This window comes from Rhizobium albus, assembly GCA_030160035.1.
GTDB lineage: Bacteria > Pseudomonadota > Alphaproteobacteria > Rhizobiales > Rhizobiaceae > Georhizobium > Georhizobium albus.
This window is the reverse complement of the sequence record BSNO01000004.1, coordinates 135,117-155,423: the sequence shown is the minus strand read 5'-3', so window position 1 is coordinate 155,423 and position 20,307 is coordinate 135,117. Positions and strand designations below refer to the sequence as shown.

25 protein-coding genes are annotated in these 20,307 nt (G+C 62.8%); 14 read left to right on the top strand and 11 right to left on the bottom strand.

What is annotated here, in order from left to right; all coding sequences use genetic code 11:
• Window positions 1-10: 10 nt before the first annotated feature.
• Window positions 11-1,210: an ABC transporter substrate-binding protein gene (locus tag QQL76_RS16070; protein WP_499208507.1), complete on the bottom strand. Its 1,200-nt coding sequence runs from the start codon at window positions 1,208-1,210 to the stop codon at window positions 11-13.
• Window positions 1,211-1,498: 288 nt separating this feature from the next.
• Here QQL76_RS16070 and QQL76_RS16065 point away from each other — a divergent pair, with 288 nt between their 5' ends.
• A complete protein-coding gene (locus tag QQL76_RS16065) occupies window positions 1,499-1,921 on the top strand; it encodes a metallopeptidase family protein (RefSeq protein WP_499208506.1) in 423 nt (140 codons plus the stop codon).
• 22 nt (window positions 1,922-1,943) lie between these two features.
• On the opposite strand, the gene QQL76_RS16060 is transcribed toward QQL76_RS16065, so the two are convergent.
• Both QQL76_RS16060 and QQL76_RS16055 read right to left on the bottom strand, forming a co-directional pair.
• Window positions 1,944-2,150, bottom strand: coding sequence for a DUF1737 domain-containing protein (locus tag QQL76_RS16060; protein ID WP_499208505.1), 207 nt, complete (start codon window positions 2,148-2,150; stop codon window positions 1,944-1,946).
• On the bottom strand, window positions 2,147-3,073 hold the full coding sequence (locus QQL76_RS16055; RefSeq protein WP_499208504.1) for an HpcH/HpaI aldolase/citrate lyase family protein: 927 nt from the start codon (window positions 3,071-3,073) through the stop codon (window positions 2,147-2,149). The genes QQL76_RS16060 and QQL76_RS16055 overlap by 4 nt, the downstream gene beginning before the upstream one ends.
• Before the next feature lie 56 nt (window positions 3,074-3,129).
• Between QQL76_RS16055 and QQL76_RS16050 the strand changes: the two genes are divergently transcribed.
• The 9 genes from QQL76_RS16050 (at window position 3,130) to QQL76_RS16010 (ending at window position 11,266) form a co-directional block, all read left to right on the top strand.
• Window positions 3,130-4,317 (top strand): NAD(P)/FAD-dependent oxidoreductase, encoded by a 1,188-nt coding sequence (locus QQL76_RS16050; protein WP_280988224.1) that lies wholly within the window; start codon window positions 3,130-3,132, stop codon window positions 4,315-4,317.
• Window positions 4,318-4,397: 80 nt separating this feature from the next.
• A complete protein-coding gene (locus QQL76_RS16045; protein WP_499208503.1) occupies window positions 4,398-4,649 on the top strand; it encodes a hypothetical protein in 252 nt (83 codons plus the stop codon).
• A 111-nt stretch (window positions 4,650-4,760) separates the two neighbouring features.
• A complete protein-coding gene (gene leuD, locus QQL76_RS16040) occupies window positions 4,761-5,366 on the top strand; it encodes a 3-isopropylmalate dehydratase small subunit (RefSeq protein WP_499208502.1) in 606 nt (201 codons plus the stop codon).
• A 44-nt stretch (window positions 5,367-5,410) separates the two neighbouring features.
• Complete coding sequence (locus QQL76_RS16035) at window positions 5,411-5,644, top strand: DUF2798 domain-containing protein (protein WP_199864404.1); 234 nt, start codon at window positions 5,411-5,413, stop codon at window positions 5,642-5,644.
• A gap of 116 nt (window positions 5,645-5,760) precedes the next feature.
• Entirely contained in the window at window positions 5,761-8,571 is a 2,811-nt protein-coding gene (locus QQL76_RS16030) for an FtsK/SpoIIIE family DNA translocase (RefSeq protein WP_499208501.1), read from the top strand.
• A 100-nt stretch (window positions 8,572-8,671) separates the two neighbouring features.
• Window positions 8,672-9,352, top strand: a complete 681-nt coding sequence (locus QQL76_RS16025) for a LolA-like protein (protein WP_499208500.1) — start codon at window positions 8,672-8,674, stop codon at window positions 9,350-9,352.
• 98 nt (window positions 9,353-9,450) lie between these two features.
• Window positions 9,451-10,260, top strand: a complete 810-nt coding sequence (locus tag QQL76_RS16020) for an exodeoxyribonuclease III (RefSeq protein ID WP_499208499.1) — start codon at window positions 9,451-9,453, stop codon at window positions 10,258-10,260.
• Window positions 10,261-10,421: 161 nt separating this feature from the next.
• Window positions 10,422-11,018, top strand: coding sequence for an exopolysaccharide biosynthesis protein (locus QQL76_RS16015; RefSeq protein ID WP_499208498.1), 597 nt, complete (start codon window positions 10,422-10,424; stop codon window positions 11,016-11,018).
• 77 nt (window positions 11,019-11,095) lie between these two features.
• The gene (locus QQL76_RS16010) at window positions 11,096-11,266 is read left to right on the top strand and encodes a hypothetical protein (protein WP_164527764.1); all 171 of its coding nucleotides are present in this window, start codon (window positions 11,096-11,098) and stop codon (window positions 11,264-11,266) included.
• A gap of 64 nt (window positions 11,267-11,330) precedes the next feature.
• Here the strand turns inward: QQL76_RS16010 and QQL76_RS16005 are convergent, their stop codons facing one another.
• From QQL76_RS16005 to QQL76_RS15995, 3 genes are all read right to left on the bottom strand, one after another.
• Window positions 11,331-11,678, bottom strand: a complete 348-nt coding sequence (locus QQL76_RS16005) for a hypothetical protein (protein ID WP_499208497.1) — start codon at window positions 11,676-11,678, stop codon at window positions 11,331-11,333.
• Window positions 11,679-11,749: 71 nt separating this feature from the next.
• The gene (locus QQL76_RS16000; RefSeq protein ID WP_404863397.1) at window positions 11,750-12,208 is read right to left on the bottom strand and encodes a cyclic nucleotide-binding domain-containing protein; all 459 of its coding nucleotides are present in this window, start codon (window positions 12,206-12,208) and stop codon (window positions 11,750-11,752) included.
• Window positions 12,209-12,233: 25 nt separating this feature from the next.
• Window positions 12,234-12,917 (bottom strand): response regulator transcription factor, encoded by a 684-nt coding sequence (locus QQL76_RS15995; protein WP_126007492.1) that lies wholly within the window; start codon window positions 12,915-12,917, stop codon window positions 12,234-12,236.
• Window positions 12,918-13,072: 155 nt separating this feature from the next.
• Here QQL76_RS15995 and QQL76_RS15990 point away from each other — a divergent pair, with 155 nt between their 5' ends.
• The gene (locus tag QQL76_RS15990; protein WP_499208496.1) at window positions 13,073-13,582 is read left to right on the top strand and encodes a L,D-transpeptidase family protein; all 510 of its coding nucleotides are present in this window, start codon (window positions 13,073-13,075) and stop codon (window positions 13,580-13,582) included.
• Between the two features lie 4 nt (window positions 13,583-13,586).
• Here QQL76_RS15990 and QQL76_RS15985 read toward each other — a convergent pair whose 3' ends face one another.
• The 5 genes from QQL76_RS15985 to tsaD all read right to left on the bottom strand — a co-directional run bounded on the left by QQL76_RS15985 (window position 13,587) and on the right by tsaD (window position 17,171).
• Window positions 13,587-14,258: a class I SAM-dependent methyltransferase gene (locus tag QQL76_RS15985; protein ID WP_499208495.1), complete on the bottom strand. Its 672-nt coding sequence runs from the start codon at window positions 14,256-14,258 to the stop codon at window positions 13,587-13,589.
• On the bottom strand, window positions 14,259-14,687 hold the full coding sequence (locus tag QQL76_RS15980) for an EVE domain-containing protein (protein ID WP_499208494.1): 429 nt from the start codon (window positions 14,685-14,687) through the stop codon (window positions 14,259-14,261). It abuts the gene before it with no gap.
• 2 nt (window positions 14,688-14,689) lie between these two features.
• Complete coding sequence (locus tag QQL76_RS15975) at window positions 14,690-14,986, bottom strand: YciI-like protein (protein WP_499208954.1); 297 nt, start codon at window positions 14,984-14,986, stop codon at window positions 14,690-14,692.
• A 68-nt stretch (window positions 14,987-15,054) separates the two neighbouring features.
• The gene (locus QQL76_RS15970) at window positions 15,055-16,080 is read right to left on the bottom strand and encodes an NAD(P)H-dependent glycerol-3-phosphate dehydrogenase (RefSeq protein WP_499208493.1); all 1,026 of its coding nucleotides are present in this window, start codon (window positions 16,078-16,080) and stop codon (window positions 15,055-15,057) included.
• Window positions 16,077-17,171 carry a tRNA (adenosine(37)-N6)-threonylcarbamoyltransferase complex transferase subunit TsaD gene (tsaD, locus tag QQL76_RS15965; protein ID WP_499208492.1) on the bottom strand — a complete coding sequence of 365 codons (1,095 nt, stop codon included), beginning with the start codon at window positions 17,169-17,171 and terminating at the stop codon, window positions 16,077-16,079. Before tsaD ends, QQL76_RS15970 begins: the two co-directional genes overlap by 4 nt.
• A 103-nt stretch (window positions 17,172-17,274) precedes the next feature.
• Here tsaD and hemC point away from each other — a divergent pair, with 103 nt between their 5' ends.
• The 3 genes from hemC (at window position 17,275) to QQL76_RS15950 (ending at window position 20,282) form a co-directional block, all read left to right on the top strand.
• Complete coding sequence (gene hemC / locus QQL76_RS15960) at window positions 17,275-18,204, top strand: hydroxymethylbilane synthase (RefSeq protein ID WP_499208491.1); 930 nt, start codon at window positions 17,275-17,277, stop codon at window positions 18,202-18,204.
• Between the two features lie 4 nt (window positions 18,205-18,208).
• Complete coding sequence (locus QQL76_RS15955; protein WP_499208490.1) at window positions 18,209-18,907, top strand: uroporphyrinogen-III synthase; 699 nt, start codon at window positions 18,209-18,211, stop codon at window positions 18,905-18,907.
• A 79-nt stretch (window positions 18,908-18,986) separates the two neighbouring features.
• The gene (locus QQL76_RS15950; RefSeq protein ID WP_499208489.1) at window positions 18,987-20,282 is read left to right on the top strand and encodes a COG4223 family protein; all 1,296 of its coding nucleotides are present in this window, start codon (window positions 18,987-18,989) and stop codon (window positions 20,280-20,282) included.
• Window positions 20,283-20,307 lie beyond the last annotated feature (25 nt).

Sequence of the window (20,307 nt, the reverse complement as noted above, 5' to 3'; positions counted from 1 at the left end):
GGCAAATCGATCAGCTTTGCGGGCCGGCGAGCGGGCGAAACGCACCGTCAGGGCCGATTTCGGTCAAGAAGACGTCGTCCAGGCCCTGATTGTCTTCAGGACCGAACTGCAGCGTGAGGCCATCCATCTCGAAGCTGCCGCGCTGGCGGATGCCGTTCAGGAACGCTTCGCGCGTCGGCTCGGGGCCGGCTTCCTCGATCGCCATCGCTGCGAGGCGGCCGGTTATGTAACCTTCCAGGCTGACGAAGCTCGGCTTCGCCTCGCCATCCACATTGGCAAGTGCTGCCTGATAGGCCGCGACCAGAGGATCTGTTTCGTCCCACGGGAAGGGAACTACCTGCGAGACGATGACGCCTTCGCCTTCACCCTCCAGTGCGGCCGCGAGCGCATCCGAGCCGACGAATGAGATGTTGACGAATGTCGGGTCGAAGTCGATCGAGCGGGCGACCTTGACGAATTCCGCGATCGGCAGATAGGCGCCGACCATGACGACGGCCTGCGCGTTCGCTTTGCGCAGCTCGAGCAGCGCCGCCTTCACGGCCGTCGTATTGCGCTGGTAGGTGCCGCGCGCGACCAGTTCCATGTCGCGGCGTTCCAAAGCCGCAACGGCGCCGCTGAGGCCGGCACGGCCGAAGGCGTCGTCCTGGTAGAGAATTGCGATCCGCTTCAGCTTGCGCTCGTCGACGAGCAGTTTCATCCAGGTTTCGGTCTCGGCGTCGTAGGACGCCCGAATATTGACCACGTTTGTGAGCTTCGGATCGCGCAGGAAGCCGGCACCGGTGAAGGCGCCGATGAAGGGGACGTTGGTTTCCAAGGCAATCGGCTGCGTCGCGGCCGATGTGGGCGTGCCGACCGGCCCGATCAGGCCGAAGACCTTGTCCTGGCCGATGAGACGCCGGACCTCGTCGATGGATCGCGCCGGTTCATAATGATCGTCTCGGCTGATCAGCTCGAGCTGTCGCCCGTGCACGCCGCCGGCGGCGTTGACTTCCTGAAATGCAGCCTGGATGCCGAGTTGCATGCCCAAGCCGAGAGCACTGGCCGGGCCGTCGAGCGGCGCCGCCTGGCCGAACACGATCCGGTCGGCGAAAACACCGTCTTCGAGGTTTGGCATTGCTTCCTGTGCGAAACTTGTGGTCGAGGCGAGCAGCGCTGTCGTGAATAAGGCTGCAATGGTCCGTCCGCCGCCAAGGCGCCGTGCATGCGACATGTGATCCCCCGAGGATAGCGTGTGTACAGCATCCCGGGCATGCCGGAGCGTCAGCCAACATTCATGTATTCGGAGAGCCCACACTTTCCGAAGCCGACCGCACCATTGAATAAAATGCTTCCTAAAAAAGATTAAACGCCGCACCCACGAATTGACATGGATCAGTTTTGCTCTTCACGCGAGCATTGCTGGCTTGGCTTGGTCGTCGCGTCGAGCAATGTCGCGCAGCGCTTTGCCTCTCGCACTGCACGCTGCAATCGCCTATATGGCCCGAAAGAAAGGGTACCGATGGCGGAAATGGACCAAACGAACGACTGGACGAGGGCTTATGCGCCTTCGCTGGCGGAATTCGAGTCACTGGCACGCGAGGCATTCGCCCGCCTGCCCGACGAGTTCCGTACGCTGACTGGCGACGTGATCATCCGGCTGGACGACTTCCCGTCAGACGAAATCTTCGAGGACATGGCGCTCGAGACCCCTTTCGACCTGCTCGGCCTGTTCGAAGGGCGCGGCGTGGGCGAGCGCTTCTCGCTGGAAACCGGTGAGTTCCCCAACCGCATCACGCTCTATCGTCGCCCCATTCTCGACTATTGGGCAGAGAATGAGGAAACGCTCGGCGATATCATCGCCCACGTGCTCATCCACGAGATCGGCCACCATTTCGGCCTCAGCGACGACGACATGGAGCGGATCGAAGAGACGGTCGATTGACCGGTCGACCCGCAACCCGCCGTCATTGCTCGCCGAGCTTCATTTCCGGCACGTAATCCACGCCTTCGACTTCCTTGTAGACCGCCTGCGCGCATTTCATGGTCTTGGTTTCGGCGTCGAAGGCATAGGCCGGCGAGCCGCTCAGCAACCAGCCCTTGTTCAGCGCCGCCGTGACCTTGTGACAGAAGCTTGAATCGTCCGGTCCGGTCAGCAGTCGATAGAGTTTCATGTCCGTGCTCCCTTGCGCGCATCAATTGCGGCAGCCTTGGTCAAAAGGCGTTGCGCATCGATCAGATGCAGCCGCTCCACCATCCGCCCATCGATATTGATGACGCCTTTGGCCGCGTTTTCAGGCTGATCGAACGCAGTGACGATGCGTTCCGCATGCTGCCGCTCATCAACGCCGATGCCGAAGGCGTTGTTGGCAGCCTCGATCTGGGCCGGGTGGATCAGCGTCTTGCCGTCGAAACCCATATCGCGGCCTTGGTGGCACTCGTCGGCGAAGCCTTCCGTGTCGCGGAAATCATTGTAGACGCCATCGATCACATCGAGCCCGAAGGCGCGCGCGGCGAGCAGGATCTGCATCAGCCAAGGCACGAGATATGGCCGACCCGGAGTGACGCGAACACCGGTGTCCTTTGCGATATCGTTCGGCCCGACGACGAAGCAATCCAGCCGTGAGCCGTAGGTTCTGGCCGAAGCGGCGACATGACCGGCATTCATGATGCCTTTCGGCGTCTCGATCATGGCCCAGAGCCGCATCGTTTCCGGCGCGTCGGTCTGGTCGAGCGCGGAGGCGGCCGCCTGGATCGCCGCCGGCTCCTCGATCTTGGGAAGCAGGATCGCGTCGACGTCGCCTGCGCGGGCGGCCAGCAGGTCTTCCGTTCCCCACTGCGTATCGAGCCCGTTGATGCGGACGATGCGCTCGCGGCCCTGCAGGTCGAGGTCGCGCAGCACCTGCCGCATGTTCTCCCGCGCCGCATCCTTCTGGTCTGGCGCGATGGAGTCTTCCAAATCGAAGATCACGACATCGAAGTCGAGCGTCGGCAGCTTGGCGATGGCACGCTCGTTGAGCGCCGGCACATAGAGAACGCTTCGGCGCGGACGGACGGGACGGGACGGCTGCTGTTCGGAGGCGGAGCGATTTGACATGGCGCTGTTTTGCCTTTCAGGCTGCAGCCACGCAAGAGCTTGAGCGAGCACCCGTGATTCTTCCGACGAGCACTTCCCCGTCATCCCGTTTCGACATTGTCATCGCCGGCGGCGCAATCATGGGCAGCATGGTTGCACTTTTCCTGCGGGAGGAAGGTTTTACCGGGTCCATCGCCATTGTCGAGCCCGATCCCACCTACTCGAAGGCATCGACCACGCTTTCGGCCGCCTCTATCCGCCAGCAGTTCTCCGAACCCGAGAACATCGCGCTGTCGCTGTTCGGGCTGGACTTCATCCGCGGCCTCGTCGATCGCTTCGGGCCCGACGCCGATGTGGGGTTGACGGAGAACGGCTACCTCATTCTCGCAAGCGCCGAGGGTCAGGCGCAGATCGAAGCCAACCATGATGTCCAGAAGGCCGCAGGTGCCGATATCGCACTCCTGAACTCGGCCGAGCTCGCTGCGCAGTTCGATTGGTTGAACACAGAAGGGCTGGCGGCGGGCGGGTTCGGGCGGAGCGGCGAGGGCTGGTTCGACGCGCATCGGTTGCTGGCAATCATCCGGGGCGAACTCCGGCGTCGCAATGTGGCCCTTCTGCATGCGCGGATCACGGGGGTCGAGGCGAAAGGTGGTCGTGTGCAGACGTGCCGCCTGGATGACGGGGCGGAGCTTTCCTGCGGCGCGCTGGTGAATGCGGCCGGTCCGTCAGCCGGAAGGTTGGCGGGGCTGGCTGGCATCGATCTTCCGGTGGAGCCGCGCAAACGCACGGTGTTCGTTTTTTCGGCCCGCACCATGTTGCCGGCGATGCCGCTGACCGTCGATCCGAGTGGCGTCTATGTCCGGCCGGAAGGCAGCCTCTTCATCACTGGAACGACGCCGCCCGGCGACGCGGCTGCCGAGGCCGATGATTTCGAGCCGGATTATCATCTCTTCGACGAGATCATCTGGCCCGCGCTCGCCCACCGCATCCCCGCGTTCGAGGCGATCCGTTTCGAGCGTGCCTGGGCGGGTCATTACGAATACAACACGCTCGACCAGAACGCGGTGATCGGCCCGCATCCCGAGATCGCGAATTTTCATTTCATCAACGGATTCTCGGGCCACGGCCTGCAGCAGGCGCCGGCTGCTGGGCGGGCAGTCGCGGAAATGATCGTTCACGGCGCCTACCGCACGATCGACTGCCGCGCCTTCGGGTACGAGCGCATTGCAGCCGGCCGGCCGTTTCTGGAGCGCAATGTCATTTGACATGTTCGTGAGCGCCGCTGCCATTGAAGCGCCTTGATTGCAGCTCCACATTGACAGTGTTGAAACAGGATACCCAATTGATGGACACGCTGCGCAACGCGATCCAAACCGTCATCGGCCTCACCCTGGCTGCTGCATCCTTCGCCATCATGGCCGCACTCGGCCTCGCCTTCGTCGGCATCGTGCTGGTCGTCGGCTTGAGCACCGCGCTTGCACTCAAAGTCTTCGGATCCAATCAGGCCCGCCCCGTTATGGCCCGTACGCAGAATGGCCGGCGCAACCGCGAGCCGCGCATCTGGAACGACGGCCGCGGGACGATCATCGATCAGTAAGCCGTAATCGCCGCGCGGTTCTCTCTCGAGACGTGCGAGCGACGTCAAACCTCTTCATTTTCCGGCCGGGCTTTGCTAAAGCGGGCCGGAATTGAAGCGGAGATCAGTCCTTTGGAAAAGTTCGACAAGCTCACCGGAGTCGCGGCGCCCCTGCCGATCGTCAATATCGACACCGACATGATCATTCCGAAGGACTATCTGAAGACCATCAAGCGCACTGGTCTCGGCACCGGACTGTTTTCGGAAATGCGCTATCTGGAAGACGGGTCCGAGAACCCCGATTTCGTCCTGAACAAGCCAGCCTACCGCAATTCGAAGATCCTCGTTGCGGGCGATAATTTCGGCTGCGGGTCTTCGCGCGAGCATGCGCCCTGGGCGCTCGCAGATTTCGGCATCCGTTGCATCATCTCCACGAGCTTCGCGGACATTTTCTATAACAACAGCTTCAAGAACGGCATTCTGCCGATCGTCGTCTCCAGGGACGAGCTTGAAAAGCTGCTCGACGATGCCGAGCGCGGTTCGAATGCGACGCTGACGATCGATCTCGAAGCTCAGGAAATTCGCGGCCCGGATGGCGGCGTCATCCACTTCGAGTTGGATTCCTTCAAGAAGCATTGCCTGCTCAACGGTCTCGACGATATCGGCCTGACGATGGAACGTGCTGCGGCGATCTCCGGTTACGAATCCAAGCTTGCCGACACCCGTCCCTGGGCCTGACGAATGATGCGGCCCTTCGGTGTCGAAGCAGAAGGTTTCACACCGTGACGCCCTTCGTTCCGCGCTGGGCCGCCCCCATCCTGTTTGCCGTCGTGGTCACCTGCATCATGACGTGCATCGTTTCCGGCATCTCGACCGTCTCGGCGGTCGGATTGTCCGATCCAAGGCTCGGAGCCCTCTGGTTCCAGGCATGGATCCCATCCTGGCTCGTCGCCGCACCGATCATGACAGTCGTAGCGCCGCTCGTCAGAGGCGCCATCCAGCGCATGACGCTCTAGCGCTTCTGAGCCGTCTCCCAATGCTTCCAAGACGTGAGTTAAGCGGCCATTAACCATGGCGCGGCTAGTGTTTGCCCGTAATTTGCGCCAATTGCGGCGCGCAATGCGGGTGTGGCATGCGACGAGCAATCGAAGTTGAAAACGGCAGTTTCGGCGGACGCGGACGTGAAAGACCGGGATACAGCCAGCTGGCTGCCCGGCAGAATCAGCGATCGATCTTTCGCGTTCCGCCACTTCTGAAAACACCGTTGCGCATCACCGGCGCGCTGACGATCGTCGCTCTCCTTGCTTTCGCCGTCGGCGCATTGGCGACCTGGAACGTCAACGATCCGAGCTTCTCCTATGCCCATGGCGGGCGCCCCACCAATGCGCTCGGCTTTGCGGGTGCCGCTTTCGCCGATATCGGCATGCAGTTCTTCGGTCTCGGCGCCGTCTTTGCCATGATCGCCCCTGTCTTCTGGGCCATTTTCCTCTTTCGCGGCGTACCGCTGGTGCCGGTCTTCCGGCGGATGGTCGCATGGATCATCGGCGCGGCTCTCTTCTCCGCCGTGCTCGCCTGCGTCACGCCGCCGGCTCACTGGCCATTGCCCACGGGCATTGGCGGTGTTTTCGGCGACATGATCCTGCGCGTCCCCGCCTCCCTGATCGGCGGCTTTCCTTCCGGCATCTATTCCGTGCTGATCGGGCTGGTGCTCATCGGTCCTGCAGTCTGGCTCTCCATGTATGCTGCCGTGCTGGTCGATCGCCGCGACGTCTTCGATGCCGACGAGGAGGATGATCTCGTCGAGGACGACATCGAGGACGACGATTTCGAGCCGGAAAGCGGCCGCCTGCTCGCGCTCGGTGCGATGGCACATTGGTGGTATTCCATGCGGGCTACGGCGCGCCGGATCAGCGGTGGACGCATCGGGAAAGACCGAGGCCGTGACGAATTCGAAGAGCCCTACGATTTCAACGACGATACGTTTGTCACCCTCGATGGCCGTCGCGAACCGGAATTGGCGGAAGCACCTGTCGTCAAGCGCCGCATAGCGCCATCGATCGAACTCGATGACCGCATCGACGACGAAGACGACGCGCTCGATTTCGCGCCGGCGCCGAAACGCCGTACGCCTGGCCGGCCGATCGAGCCCTCGTTCGAGGAGCCTATGGCGATTGACGAGGATGACAGCTATCTCGATGATCGTCTGCACGCCGTTGACGACGACGCTGAGGATCTGGATGACGGCATGGTCGAGCCCGACTGGGCGCCGCAGCCTCGCCGCCAGCCTACCCGCACGGTTGCAGCCCCCGCTCCCACCCCGGTACAGGCGCCGCAGGCAGCCCGTGCCCCGGTGCCCGTCGAAAAGGTGCGCAAGCCCGTCCGCATCAACCGCGAAGCGGCGGCAGAGGGCGGCGACGGGTTCGACATGCCGTCGCTCGACCTGCTGAACGAAGCGAAGAACCTCGGTCGGGATGCGAGCCTCTCCGACGAAATCCTCGAGCAGAATGCGCGCATGCTGGAAGGCGTGCTGGAGGATTTTGGCGTCAAGGGTGAGATCATCCAGGTAAAGCCTGGCCCGGTCGTGACACTCTACGAACTTGAGCCTGCGCCAGGCATCAAATCGTCACGCGTCATCGGTCTTGCCGACGACATCGCCCGCTCGATGAGCGCGATCGCCGCCCGCGTGGCCGTGGTACCCGGTCGCAACGCCATCGGCATCGAGTTGCCGAACGCGCGTCGCGAGACAGTCTATTTGCGCGAAATCATCGCCAGCCGCGATTTCGAGCAGTCCAAGGCGAAGCTCGCGCTTGCGCTCGGCAAGTCGATCAACGGCGACGCCGTCGTTGTCGACATCGCGAAGATGCCACACGTGCTCGTCGCCGGTACCACCGGTTCGGGCAAGTCGGTCGCCATCAATACGATGATCCTCTCGATCGTCTACCGCATGTCGCCGGAGAAGTGCCGGTTGATCATGATCGACCCGAAGATGCTCGAGCTTTCCGTCTATGACGGGATCCCGCATTTGCTGACGCCCGTCGTCACCGATCCGAAGAAGGCTGTGGTCGCGCTCAAATGGACCGTCCGGGAGATGGAAGAGCGCTACAAGAAGATGTCGAAGATCGGTGTGCGCAACATCGACGGCTTCAACCAGCGCGTCGAGCAGGCGCTGAAGAAGGGCGACACCATCTCGCGCACCGTCCAGACCGGTTTCGATCGCGAGACCGGCGAGGCGGTCTACGAGACGGAAGAGTTCGCGATGGAGGCGATGCCCTACATCGTCGTCATTATCGACGAGATGGCCGACCTGATGATGGTCGCCGGCAAGGAGATCGAAGGCGCTGTGCAGCGGCTGGCGCAGATGGCCCGTGCCGCCGGCATCCACGTCATCATGGCGACGCAGCGTCCGTCGGTCGACGTCATCACCGGCACGATCAAGGCAAACTTCCCGACGCGCATCTCCTTCCAGGTCACGTCCAAGATCGACAGCCGCACCATTCTGGGCGAGCAGGGCGCCGAACAACTGCTCGGCATGGGTGATATGCTCTACATGGCCGGCGGCGGGCGCATCCAGCGCGTGCACGGGCCGTTCGTTTCCGACGAGGAAGTCGAGGACGTCGTGGCGCATCTGAAGGCGCAGGGCGTGCCCGAATATCTCGACGCGATCACGGAAGACGACGAGGACGGCGAAGGCGGCGGCGGTGGTGGTCCGGCAGGGACATCGAATCTTGAAGGCTCGGACGACCCCTACGATCAGGCCGTTGCCGTCGTTCTTAGAGATGGCAAGGTCTCGACGTCCTACATCCAGCGCCGCCTGGGGATCGGCTACAACCGCGCTGCATCGCTGATCGAGCGCATGGAAAAGGAAGGGGTCATCGGTCCCGCCAACCATGCTGGAAAGCGCGAAATCCTGGTGCCGACCGAAGACGACATTTCCGGTCGGTGACGGCGCTCCGAGCGTGTTGGGTGCGGTATTCTCGCCGCACGAGGAACCGACATAGTGGCGCCGCAGTTGATTGGGAAAAAACGCTTCGTAGGAGAAGACGATGACCACAAGACTCGAAGCAGGAACGAACTCCAGCGCCCGCTCGCGGCGCTTCGTGCTGAAGGGCGCAGTTGGCCTGCTGGCCATGGCGCTCGTGGCGATGCCGATGGCAGCCGCCATTCCGACCCCTGCAGCAGCGCAGGACAGCCAGATCGCCCAGCAGATCGCGAACCACTTCGCCTCGATCCGCACGATGACCGGTGACTTCGTTCAGTTCGGCCCACGCGGCGAACAGACGGGCGGAACCTTTCATATCGCCCGGCCCGGCAAGATGCGGTTCAACTATCAGGAGCCGTCGCCGATCCGCGTGATCTCGGACGGTGACTCGGTGGTGATCGGCAACCAGAAGCTTGGCACCTGGGATGTCTATCCGCTGAACAGGACGCCTCTGGCGCTTCTTCTTTCGGAAAGCATCGATCTGTCGGCATCGAACGTCGAGTCAGTCAACCAGCAGCCGGATCTGATCACCATCGTCATGTCGGACAGTTCCATGTTCGGTAATTCGAAGATCACCATGATGTTCGATCCGAACACCTATGATCTGAAGCAGTGGACGATGCTGGACGCGCAGAACAAGGAAACGACGGTGATGATCATGAACGTTCGCACCGGCGTCGATTTTGCCGCGAACGTCTTCGATGTACCCTATGATCAGCTGCGCGGACGCGGCACGCAGCGTTAAGGTCTGCTTGCGCCATTTGAGCGCGACGAACCTTCCGCCATTGCCTCGAAGGCAAGGTGCACGATACATCCCCGGCATCATCTGCCGGGGGTTTTTCTTTGTCGTTTTCTATTGCCACGTGGAACATCAATTCCGTCCGCCTGCGCCTGCCTCTCGTGGAAGCCTTTCTCGAAAGTCACCGCCCGGATGTCCTGTGCCTGCAGGAGACGAAATGTCCGAACGACGCGTTTCCCTTCAAACGTCTGCGCAAGCTCGGCTACGAGCACATTCTCGCGCACGGGCAGAAGGGCTATCACGGCGTCGCGACGCTCTCGCGCAACCCTATCCTCGCCGAAGAACGGATGGATTTCGGCGATGTGGGCCATGCCCGGCATGCCTCCTGCGTCATCGCGGCGGGCGCCAAGCGCATCCGGATCCACAATTTCTACGTCCCGGCCGGCGGAGACGAGCCCGACCCCGAGATCAATCCGAAATTTGCGCACAAGCTCGCTTATCTGGCCGAATTGAAGCTGGTGCATGCCGAGCGGGAACGGGAGGAGGGCATATCTTCCGTCCTTGTCGGTGATCTCAATATCGCGCCCCTGGAAACCGATGTCTGGTCGCACAAGCAATTGCTGCGCGTCGTCAGCCACACGCCGATCGAAACGGAAGGACTGCTGCTGGCCCAAGGCTCAGGTGCATGGACTGATCTGATGCGCGTGCACATCCCGCCGGAGGAGAAGATCTTCACCTGGTGGAGCTATCGCGCCAAGGATTGGGAAGCGTCTGATCGCGGGCGCCGGCTGGATCATATCTGGTCGTCGGCCGATCTTGTCGAGAACCTCACGCGGATCGATGTGCTGCGCGAGGCGCGCGGCTGGGACCGTCCGTCCGATCACGTTCCGGTCATCGCCCATTTCGATCTCTAGACAATCGCCCGCGTTGCGCTCTACGGGCAACAACCACTGGTCTCGTTCGTTCATCATCCATCGCACATCATCGAAAGCGCAATCATTTGAACGAGGCAGGACATGAGGACCGAGCGAGCGTAGGGGCAGACGCGGGTGCAGAAGACTGCGGTACGCTCGCCATGGATGATGACAACCCGCTGCAATCCATCGTCACCTGTGTTCGGGCGGCTGGCGATGGTGACGTCGTCTCGATTGCGGATATCGTTACTGCTCTCGGTCGCGCATCTTTTGCGCCGCTCTTGCTGGTGCCAGGCCTGATCATCATCAGCCCGTTGAGCGGCATTCCGGGGCTCTCATCGATCGGCGGCTTCATCATCGCTCTCATCTCGGTGCAGATGGCCCTGCAGCGCAGTCATGTCTGGCTGCCGCGATGGATTTTGAAGCGCGAGGTCGGGCGCGATCGGCTGAACCGGGCGTTGGACTTTATGGAGAGGCCGGTGCGCTTTGCTGACAGGATCACGCGCCCGCGTCTGGAACTGCTCGTTCAGCCTCCCCTCGCTTTGATCCCGCAGTTCCTGTGCGTCGCGTGTGGTGCGGCGATGCCGTTCTTCGAGCTCGTACCGTTCTCCTCGTCCCTGCTGGCCACGGCCGTGACGCTGTTCGCCACGGCACTCGTCACCCGGGACGGGCTTCTGGCCCTCTTCGGCTATATCGTTCTGGGAGGCGGAGGCTCGGCGCTGTTCCTCTTTGTCGGTAACGCCGTGGAAGCGATGTAAAATCGGCTCTTATTTAAGCGACAGCGCAACATCATGCGGGCCCATGCGTTATCCCTCCAACCAAGGAGGCTTACAAAATGAACGATTCCGAAAAGACGAAAAACCCCGCCAAGGAAAGCCTGGAAGAAGAGCGCAAGCACCAGGATACCGACGACAATCTGGAAGAGGGTCTGGAAGACACGTTCCCTGCCAGCGACCCCGTTTCGGCCACGCAGCCGAAGAAGCACAAGGGAAATGGCGACACGTAAGATCGCCAATCAGGATAAAAAAAGGGCCTCGTTCGGGGGCCCTTTTTCGTTGGATGCCGTCAGTTCAGTCGGCGTCTTTGTCCACCGGACGTGGATCGACTTCCGGATCGGCGCTCTCATTCGGGTCTGCGCCCTCATCGATCTCATCTTCAGCTTCGATGTCGCCCTCTACGCCGATCTGACCGGAGCCGCCGACTGGATCAGGCAGTTCCTCGACATGAAACCCATCGACGCCGGCCGGCACTTCTTCCAGTTCCTCATCGGCATAGGGACGGTTGCCCTGTAGGCGGCTTTCCTCGTTGCCTGGCTCGTCGCTATAGGGCCAGCCCTCGTCGATGTCGCGTTCGGTGTAAGCCTTGTAATCTTCCTTGCGCGTCGTGTGTTCGCGCTCGCCTTCTGGCCGGTCTGACATGTTCGTCTCCATGGTCATTTTCATGAACAGGAAACGCGGAGCTCGGTGGTTTGTTCAGCCCGTCCGCTCAGCTAGCCGCCAAGGCGTGGCGACAGGGCGCTCAGATCGTCGATCAGGCGCTGAAGATTGGCTTCGATACGGCGCTGCATGATGGTCCCGAGTTCGGGATATTCCTCGATCATGCGGTTGAACAGCGGACGCGTGATGCGGATCACCTCGGAAGATTCCGCAGCGACAGCCGTGGTCTTGCGCTCCGTCAGCGAAATCAGCGCCAACTCGCCGAGAAGTGTCCCCGGCCTGGCTGCGCCGAGCTTGATCGTCCGGCCCTGATGATCGGTGCGCTCGAGATCGAACGCACCACTCGCCACCGCATAGGCACAATCAGCCGCAGAGCCTTGCCGGAAGAGCACCTGGCCCGCCGGAATACGGCGCCGCTCGGCACCGAACGCAACCAAGCGCAATTGTTCGTCGCTGAGATCGCCGAAAATCGGCACATCGCCCAAGATCGTGATGTCGTCTTTCAGGGACATGGAGCGATGCTTGTCCTTGAGCGCATCACGGGACGATCTTGTATCCGCCGCTCTCCGTCACCAGGATTTCGGCGTTGGATGGATCGCGCTCGATCTTCTGCCGCAGGCGGTACACGTGGGTTTCGAGCGTGTGCGTCGTCACGCCGGAATTGTAGCCCCAGACTTCCTCCAGCAGCACATCGCGCGTCACCACCTTCTGATCCGCACGGTAGAGGTAGCGGATGATGGCCGATTCCTTTTCCGTCAGGCGGATCTTGCCGCCGTTCTCGTCGGTAAGGAGCTTCTGGCTCGGCTTGAACGTATAGGGCCCGACAGTGAACGTCGCGTCTTCACTCTGTTCATGCTGACGCAACTGCGCGCGGATGCGAGCAAGAAGAACCGCGAAACGGAAAGGTTTGACGACATAGTCGTTCGCACCGGATTCCAGACCGAGAATGGTGTCGGAATCGGTATCGTGACCCGTGAGCATGATGATGGGGGACTTGAAGCCACCCTTCCGCAACAGTTTGACCGCTTCGCGGCCATCCATGTCCGGGAGGCCAACATCCATAATGAGCAGGTCGACGGACGCGTTGCGCGCCGTATTGACGCCCTTGGTGGCAGTCGGCTCTTCCAGGAGTTCAAATTCCTCGCAGAGCGCAAGCTGCTCCTTCAAGGTCTCGCGCAAATCCGTATCATCGTCGACGATCAGGATGGTGCGTGAGGTCATGGGGCAGCTCCTGTGCTCGGTTTGCGCATCAGTGCGCAACGCCGAATGTTTAGGCGCTTTGCCTTCGCCTTCAAAGTGGTAAATGTGATCGCCGATCCTCCAGACCGCCGAGACACTGCAAATTGATAGGTCCGTTATCGCCATCCATCGTCACCGTGCGTCGCAAGCCGGGTGCGCACAGTCGCGGTCTTCTATCGGTCGGAGGCGGCAGCGTCGTCTTCCATGTTGCGCTCGGCAAGGGCGGCATCTCGGCCTTGAAGCGCGAAGGCGATGGCGCCACGCCGCGCGCCGAAATGGCAATGCTGCATGGCTATTGGCGCACCGACAAGGGGCCGCGTCCCGAAACCGCGCTGCCCATGCAGCCCATTCGCCACGACGCCGGCTGGTGCGATGCGCCCTGGCATGCGGCCTACAATCGACCGGTAAGGCTGCCATTCCCGGCAAGCGCTGAAACGATGCGGCGGACGGACGACCTTTACGACATCGTCCTCGTGCTCGACTGGAACATCGTCAGCCGCCAGGCAGGCCGTGGCAGCGCCATTTTCATGCATCTCTCTCGCCCAGGCCACCTGCCGACGGAAGGCTGCATCGCGCTGGCGCGTCGCGACATGCTGCTGTTGCTGCGATCGGTGACCACTGCCACGCGCGTCGTGGTCACCGGTTGAGATATCACGGCGCCGCGCGGAAGCGGTAGACGCTGGTGCGTTTGACTTCGGAATCCTCGAGCGCCGTCAGCACCGGCACCTCATAGGTGGCCAGTGTCTCGAGATGATCGGCGGGCTTGTAGCTGCGGCCGGGATCGCCGACGAGAACGGTGGCGCCGCGCGCTGCGAGAGCCTCGAACCAGGGCAGGATCGCCTGGGTCATCGCCCGATCGTAGAAGACGTCGCCGGCGAGCACGACGTCCCACCCCTCGTCCATCCCGACTAGATCACGCGACGTGGTGGTCATGGTCACGTGGTTCAGTGTGGCGTTGAGCTTGCAGGCGCTGAGCGCCCAACGGTCCGCATCGACCGCAAAGACCTCTCTCGCGCCGGCCTTCAGCGCCGCGATCGCGACGATGCCCGAACCGGTCGCGAAATCCAGCACGCTCTTGCCGGCCACGCAGTCCGGATGATCGAGGACGTAGCGCGCAAGTCCCTGGCCACCGGCCCAGGCGAACGCCCAAAAGGGCGGCGGCAGGCCGATGGCGCCGAGCTCTTCCTCGGTCTTCAGCCAGAGGTCGTGGGCTTCCGTGGCCAGATGCAGCGCGATCTCCGGCACATGGGGCGGGCAGGTCACACTGGTGTTTTCGCGGATGAAGCGCTCGGCGATCAGGTCGGGATCGGCCGCGCCTTCCATTCAGCGCGGCGGCTTGTCGAGCCCGCCCATGCGGCAGACTTCCAGATATTCTTCGTCCGTCACCGGCTGCACCGAAAGGCGCATCGACGTGACGAGCGACATCTCGGCGAGCTTCGGATTGGCCTTCACGTCCTTCAGCGTCACCGGCTTCGGCATGTCGCACACAGCGCGGATATCGACGCATTCCCAGCGAGGATCGTCGATCGTCGTATCCGGATGGATTTCGCTGCAAACCTCGACGATGCCGACGACTTCGAGACCTTCGTTCGAATGATAGAAGAAGCCTTTGTCGCCGACCTTCATGGCGCGCATGTTGTTGCGGGCCTGGTAGTTGCGGATGCCATCCCATTGCTCGCCCTTGTCGCCGCGGGCCTTCTGCATCTCCCACGACCATTTGAACGGCTCGGACTTGAACAGCCAATATGCCACGATCAGCGCGCCTCCGGCGGATTGAACGTCCAGTTCCAGGGCGAAATCTCGACGGTCTCGAACAGGCCGGCCTTGGCATAAGGGTCTGCGGCGGCAACGGCTTCGGCTTCGGCAAGGTCGGCGCATTCGAAAATCAACAAGCTGCCGAACGGCTTGCCGTCTTCGCCGAGCAGCGGTCCAGCGATTTTCAGAACGCCGCTCGCGTTCAATGCGTTGAGATGCTCGACATGGGCGGGACGCGTATCCAGCCGCAATTGCAAGGCACCGGGCTTGTCCCGGCAGATGGCGGCGAAATACATCGGCATACTCGCGTTCGTTGACGATCGGGCTTGAGTGTCGGGCTCATTCGCCCGAGGCGATCGATCCGTCAAGTCTTGGGGCCTTGGTCGAAGGTCGCGTCCTCGTTGCGAAGCGGGCGACGCATCAAGTCTTCCATTGCCTGTCCGACGGTCAACCGTCCCTCGATCACGTCAGACACCGCCGTTGCAATCGGCAGTTCTATGCCGGCCCGGCGCGCGAGATCGCAGGCGACTGCGGCCGTGAATGCGCCCTCGGTGAGGGGCTGGCCTGGTTTCGAGAGCTCCTTGGGAGGCACCCCTTGGCCGATGGCGCGCCCGAAGCGAAAATTGCGCGACTGGTCGCTGGTGGCGGTCAGCACCAGGTCACCGAGGCCGGACAGACCCGCGATCGTTTCCGCCTTTCCGCCGAAGGCCGCAGCGAACCGCGTCATTTCAGCAAGGCCACGCGCAATCAGCGCGGCGCGGGCGGACTGGCCGAGTGCGGCGCCATCGACAATGCCGGCTGCAATGGCAAGCACGTTCTTCAGCGCGCCGCCGATCTCGACGCCGGCGACATCGCCGCTCGCATAGAGCCTGAAAGTGTCGCCGGAAAGCGCGGCGGCCGTCGCCTCTGCCCTTGCGCGATCGCTGGAAGCCAAAGTCATGGCCGTTGGCAGGCCATTTGCCATGTCGGCCGCAAAGCCTGGGCCGGAGAGAACCGAGATCGGCAGACCAGGCGCAGCTTCGGCAGCCACTTCTGAAAGGAAACGATGCGATGCGCGCTCGATGCCCTTGGCGCAGATGACGAGCTCGCACTCCGACCCGACATGCGGGCGCAGGGTTCGGATCATCTCGCCCTGCGCCTGGGCCGGCACCGCAACGAGGATGCGGCTGGCGTGGCCGAGTGCGGTGAGGTCATTGCGCAACTCGATGCGCTCCGAAAGGATTACGCCCGGCAGAAATCGGGCGTTCACTCGCGTGTCGCGCATGTCCGTGACCTGCGCGGCATTGCGCGCATACAGCACGAGGGGTTCGAAGCGGCTGCGCGCCAGCGTGCAGGCGAGCGCCGTTCCGAAAGCGCCGGCACCGACGATGGCGAGATCCGGCGCGCTCACGCCTTTGCCCCGCGGCGACCGGAGCCGATGCGGACTTCGGCACTCTCATCGAGCGGCCAGCGCGAACGCGGTGCGACGTCGGCCGTATCTGCCAGCAAGCCCAGCGCCATCCGCTCGGCGCCGGCCCAGGCAATCATTGCCGCATTGTCGGTGCAAAGCTCGATCGGCGCCGCGATCAGGCGAAATCCATGGCGATTGGTCAGCGAAGCGAGCGCGGTTCGGATGGCGCGGTTCGCCGCAACGCCACCGGCAACCACCAGCGCGGGTGTATCGATCTCGGGGAAATCCGCACGGAACCGGGTGAGGCCGCGCGAAAGGCGTTCCTCCAGCGTGTCCGTCACGGCCTTTTGAAACGAGGCGCAAAGATCGGCGACGTCTTCTTCCGAAAGCGGAGCATGTTTGGCGGCCTGCTGGCGCACGGCGGTCTTCAGGCCGGAAAAGGAGAAATCGAGGCGCTCTTCGCCGTGCATCGGCCGGGGCAGATCGAAACGGAGGGGATCGCCGCTTGCTGCGCGCCGTTCCACTTCCGGCCCGCCGGGATAGGGCAGGCCAAGGAGTTTCGCCGTCTTGTCGAAGGCTTCGCCGAGCGCATCGTCGATCGTGGTCGCCAGCCGGCGGTAGTCCCCGACCCCGGCAACGACGAGAAGCTGCGTGTGCCCGCCGGAAACGAGCAGCAGCAGGTAAGGGTCCCGGATCCCGTCGGTGAGGCGCGCCGTGAGCGCGTGGCCTTCGAGATGATTGACGGCATAGAGCGGCTTGCCTGTTGCCGCGGCGATCGCCTTGCCGGTCATCAGCCCAACGATCAATCCGCCGATCAGACCCGGACCGCTGGTGGCTGCGATTGCGTCGACGTCATCGAGCGTCGTCTCGGCGCGGGCAAGCGCTTGCGAAATTATGCCGTCCAGTGCCTCGACATGGGCGCGTGCCGCGATTTCCGGTACGACTCCGCCGAAAGGCGCGTGCTCGTCGAGCTGGCTCAGGACGACGTTCGAGAGGATGTTGCCCGACCCGTCAGGATTGCGGCGCACGAGTGAGGCCGCAGTTTCGTCGCAGCTCGTTTCGATGCCGAGGACAAGTATGGAATTTGGCATGGTGGGGCTTCGTCGACCGTGACCTGACGATTGCGGGGGGCCTGGCGATTGCAGGGGCTCGCAATCCCGTTTACCTGTCGTGCGGTAACATGGACGGAGAGGCATGCGAAAGAGACAATACCGCATCGGTACGCGTGGCGGCCCGCTCGCACTCAAACAGGCCCATGAACTCAAGGGTCGCCTGATGGCGGCACATGGGCTTGACGAAGACTGTTTCGAGATCGTCGTTCTGTCGACGAAGGGCGACCGCATCACCGATCGACCGCTGTCGGAAATCGGCGGCAAGGGCCTCTTCACGCTGGAGCTCGAAGAGCAGCTCTCCGACGGCAGGCTCGATCTCGCCGTGCACTCCTCCAAAGACATGGCGACGAAGCTGCCGGATGGGCTTTATCTCTCGGCGTTTCTTGAGCGCGAGGATGTGCGCGACGCCGTGATCGGCCGAACGGCACCTTCTATCGAGGCGTTGCCGGAAGGCGCGATCGTCGGATCGTCGTCGCTCAGGCGCCAGGCACTCATCCGCCGGCTGCGGCCCGACCTCAACGTGATCACCTATCGTGGTCTCGTGGAGACCCGGTTGCGCAAATTGGCCGAAGGGCAGGTGGATGCGACGTTGCTCGCATTCGCCGGTCTCAAGCGGCTCGGCATGGAGGAGGTCGTCACGCATCTTCTTGATGTAGAAAGCTTTCCGCCTGCGCCGGGCCAGGGCGCGATCTGCGTTGAAAGCCGGATCGGCGACGGCGAAGTCGCGCAGCTGGTGGAGCCGGTCAACCACGCGGCGACGCATGCAGCACTTCTCTGCGAGCGGGCCTTCCTCCAGGAACTCGACGGTTCCTGCCGCACGCCGATTGCCGGGCTGGCGCAGCTCGTCGATGGAACGTTGACGTTTTCAGGCATGATCCTGAAGCCCGATGGAAGCGAGGCACACGAAATCGGCGCCGAAGGCGATCCTGTCAATGCGGTGGAGTTGGGTACGGAAGCCGGGCGCACCGTGCGCGAGCGCGCCGGAGCGGATTTCTTCGCCGACTGGACCTGAAGCCTTGCGCGTCATCGTCACCCGTCCTGAGCCCGGACTGTCACGCACAATGACGCGGCTCGACGCGGAGGGTTACGATGCGGTCGCATTGCCGCTGACGCGTGCTGTCACGCTCGTCGATGGCGTGAAGGCCGCGCTGGGAATGCAATCCGACTTCTATGTGGCAACCAGCGCCGCGGCACTCGATGCTGCGAGCGAGGCCCTCGACCGTTCCCTGCGCATCTGGACCGTCGGGCCGGCCACGGCAAAGCGGGCTCGAAAGGCCGGGTTCTTGGATGTGCGACAAGGACCGGGCGAAGGCCAGGGGCTTGCGCATGCGATCATCGAAGCGGAAGCGGCTGACCTCAAGCTTCTCTATCTGGCCGGCCGGGAACGCACCGCTGGTTTCGAGGATATTCTGAAAGAGGCGGGTCGTGTGATCGATGTCGTGGAAGTCTACGACGTCGTTCCGATCGACCATGGCGCCGACGCGATCTCCGCTGCATTCGCAGGCAATCCGGCGGTCATGCTTTATTCGGCGGGAGCAGCGCGTGCGCTTGCCAAAAACGTGCATCATAAGACCGCGATCATTGCGGTGTGCATGAGCGAAAACGTCGCGGCTGCATTACCGGAATATTGGCGCAAGACATGCGTGGTGGCCGCGGCTCCGAACGAAGATGGAATGGTCGCTGCGCTGGGTCTCGTTCGGAACCAACGCAGATAAATGCCGTTTATGCATTTCAGTCTCCCCCTTGTCCGTTCTATGATCGGCCCCTTATTTTAGTGACCGATGAGGATTGCCCATGGCCAAGCCCGTGCAGCGCCGCCGTTCTGCCAAATCTGCCGACCGAGTTGCCGGTGCCGACACGTCACCGGCAGTCGCGCAAGCGACCGCCCCGACCGCAACTCTGCGCTCGGCCGAACACGTCAAGGCAGTCGATCTCAAGCGGTCGCAATCGGGGACGACCGCGCGCTCGGCAATTCCGGCTTCAACGGGCTCCTCTTCTGCAGCTGCCACGATGGCTGCGGCGTCGGGCGCTGCTGCATCGACCAAGCCTGCGTCGTCCACTTCATCACACGCATCGACAACGACGCGATCGAGTGCTTCGACGGCTCCAGCCGCGGCTGCAGAGCGCAAGTCGGGTGGCGGGGCGATGGGTCACGGTATCGCGGCCGTCGTCGGTGGTCTCGTAGTGCTAGCCGGCCTCGGCGCCTATCAGCTGCTGTCGCCGAGTGATGGCGCCGACACCGGTCAGGCGGAGACCGTCGCTTCGCTTGAGGCACAGATTGCGGAATTGCGTGATGGCGTTGCCGCCTTGACGGAAGCTGCAGGCACCGGCGAGCCGGTCGACGACACCGCGCTGCGCGATGAACTCACCGCGCTGGGCGAGCGGATCGCCGCTATCGAGACTGCTGCCACCGAAAACACCTCCAACGACGCCGCGGCAGCCAATGCCGCTGCGCTCGATGAGTTGCGGACAGCCTTGGCTTCTGAGCAGGAAGCCCGGGAAAGCCTGGCAAGCGAGGTCGCAAGCCGCCTTGAAGCGATCGAAGCCGAGGTCGCCGACACGTCTGCCGAAGAGCGCGCGGCGCTGGCATTTGCCGCGGCATCGCTGAAGAGCGCGATCGACCGCGGCGGCGCCTTCTCCGCTGAACTCGACGCCTTTGCCAATATCGCGCCGGACAATCAGGCGGCAGAGAGCCTGAGGCCTTTCGCGGAAACGGGTCTGCCGACGCGCACCGCGCTCGCTGAGCAATTTCCGGACGTGGCGCGTGAAATGCTGCTCGCGATCAATGTCGGCTCGCAGGATGCCGGCGTTCTCGATCGCCTGATGTCGAGCGCTCTTTCCGTCGTCACCGTTCGTCCCACCGGCAATGTCGAAGGTGGAACGCCGGTGGCACGGATCGCGCGCATGGAAGCACGCATCGGCGAGGGTGATCTCGCTGCGGCTCTGACCGAATGGGAAGCACTACCAGAAGCCGCGAAGGCGGTTTCGCAGGATTATGCCGAACAACTGCGCGGTCGTGCGGAAGCCGATCAGATCACCGATGCCGCGTTGACCTCGGCTTCGGAAGCGATCTCTGCCGAAACCAACTAAGCGCGTGCCAAAAACAAACGTCGGG

Bases quoted from the DNA above. Each gene is read 5' to 3' on its own strand.
- QQL76_RS16070 (WP_499208507.1), bottom strand. From the start codon at position 1,210: ATGTCGCATGCACGGCGCCTTGGCGGCGGACGGACCATTGCAGCCTTA.
- QQL76_RS16065 (WP_499208506.1), top strand. From the start codon at position 1,499: ATGGCGGAAATGGACCAAACGAACGACTGGACGAGGGCTTATGCGCCT.
- QQL76_RS16060 (WP_499208505.1), bottom strand. From the start codon at position 2,150: ATGAAACTCTATCGACTGCTGACCGGACCGGACGATTCAAGCTTCTGT.
- QQL76_RS16055 (WP_499208504.1), bottom strand. From the start codon at position 3,073: ATGTCAAATCGCTCCGCCTCCGAACAGCAGCCGTCCCGTCCCGTCCGT.
- QQL76_RS16045 (WP_499208503.1), top strand. From the start codon at position 4,398: ATGGACACGCTGCGCAACGCGATCCAAACCGTCATCGGCCTCACCCTG.
- QQL76_RS16030 (WP_499208501.1), top strand. From the start codon at position 5,761: ATGCGACGAGCAATCGAAGTTGAAAACGGCAGTTTCGGCGGACGCGGA.
- QQL76_RS16025 (WP_499208500.1), top strand. From the start codon at position 8,672: ATGACCACAAGACTCGAAGCAGGAACGAACTCCAGCGCCCGCTCGCGG.
- QQL76_RS16015 (WP_499208498.1), top strand. From the start codon at position 10,422: ATGGATGATGACAACCCGCTGCAATCCATCGTCACCTGTGTTCGGGCG.
- QQL76_RS16010 (WP_164527764.1), top strand. From the start codon at position 11,096: ATGAACGATTCCGAAAAGACGAAAAACCCCGCCAAGGAAAGCCTGGAA.
- QQL76_RS16005 (WP_499208497.1), bottom strand. From the start codon at position 11,678: ATGTCAGACCGGCCAGAAGGCGAGCGCGAACACACGACGCGCAAGGAA.
- QQL76_RS16000 (WP_404863397.1), bottom strand. From the start codon at position 12,208: ATGTCCCTGAAAGACGACATCACGATCTTGGGCGATGTGCCGATTTTC.
- QQL76_RS15995 (WP_126007492.1), bottom strand. From the start codon at position 12,917: ATGACCTCACGCACCATCCTGATCGTCGACGATGATACGGATTTGCGC.
- QQL76_RS15985 (WP_499208495.1), bottom strand. From the start codon at position 14,258: ATGGAAGGCGCGGCCGATCCCGACCTGATCGCCGAGCGCTTCATCCGC.
- QQL76_RS15975 (WP_499208954.1), bottom strand. From the start codon at position 14,986: ATGTATTTCGCCGCCATCTGCCGGGACAAGCCCGGTGCCTTGCAATTG.
- tsaD (WP_499208492.1), bottom strand. From the start codon at position 17,171: ATGCCAAATTCCATACTTGTCCTCGGCATCGAAACGAGCTGCGACGAA.
- hemC (WP_499208491.1), top strand. From the start codon at position 17,275: ATGCGAAAGAGACAATACCGCATCGGTACGCGTGGCGGCCCGCTCGCA.
- QQL76_RS15950 (WP_499208489.1), top strand. From the start codon at position 18,987: ATGGCCAAGCCCGTGCAGCGCCGCCGTTCTGCCAAATCTGCCGACCGA.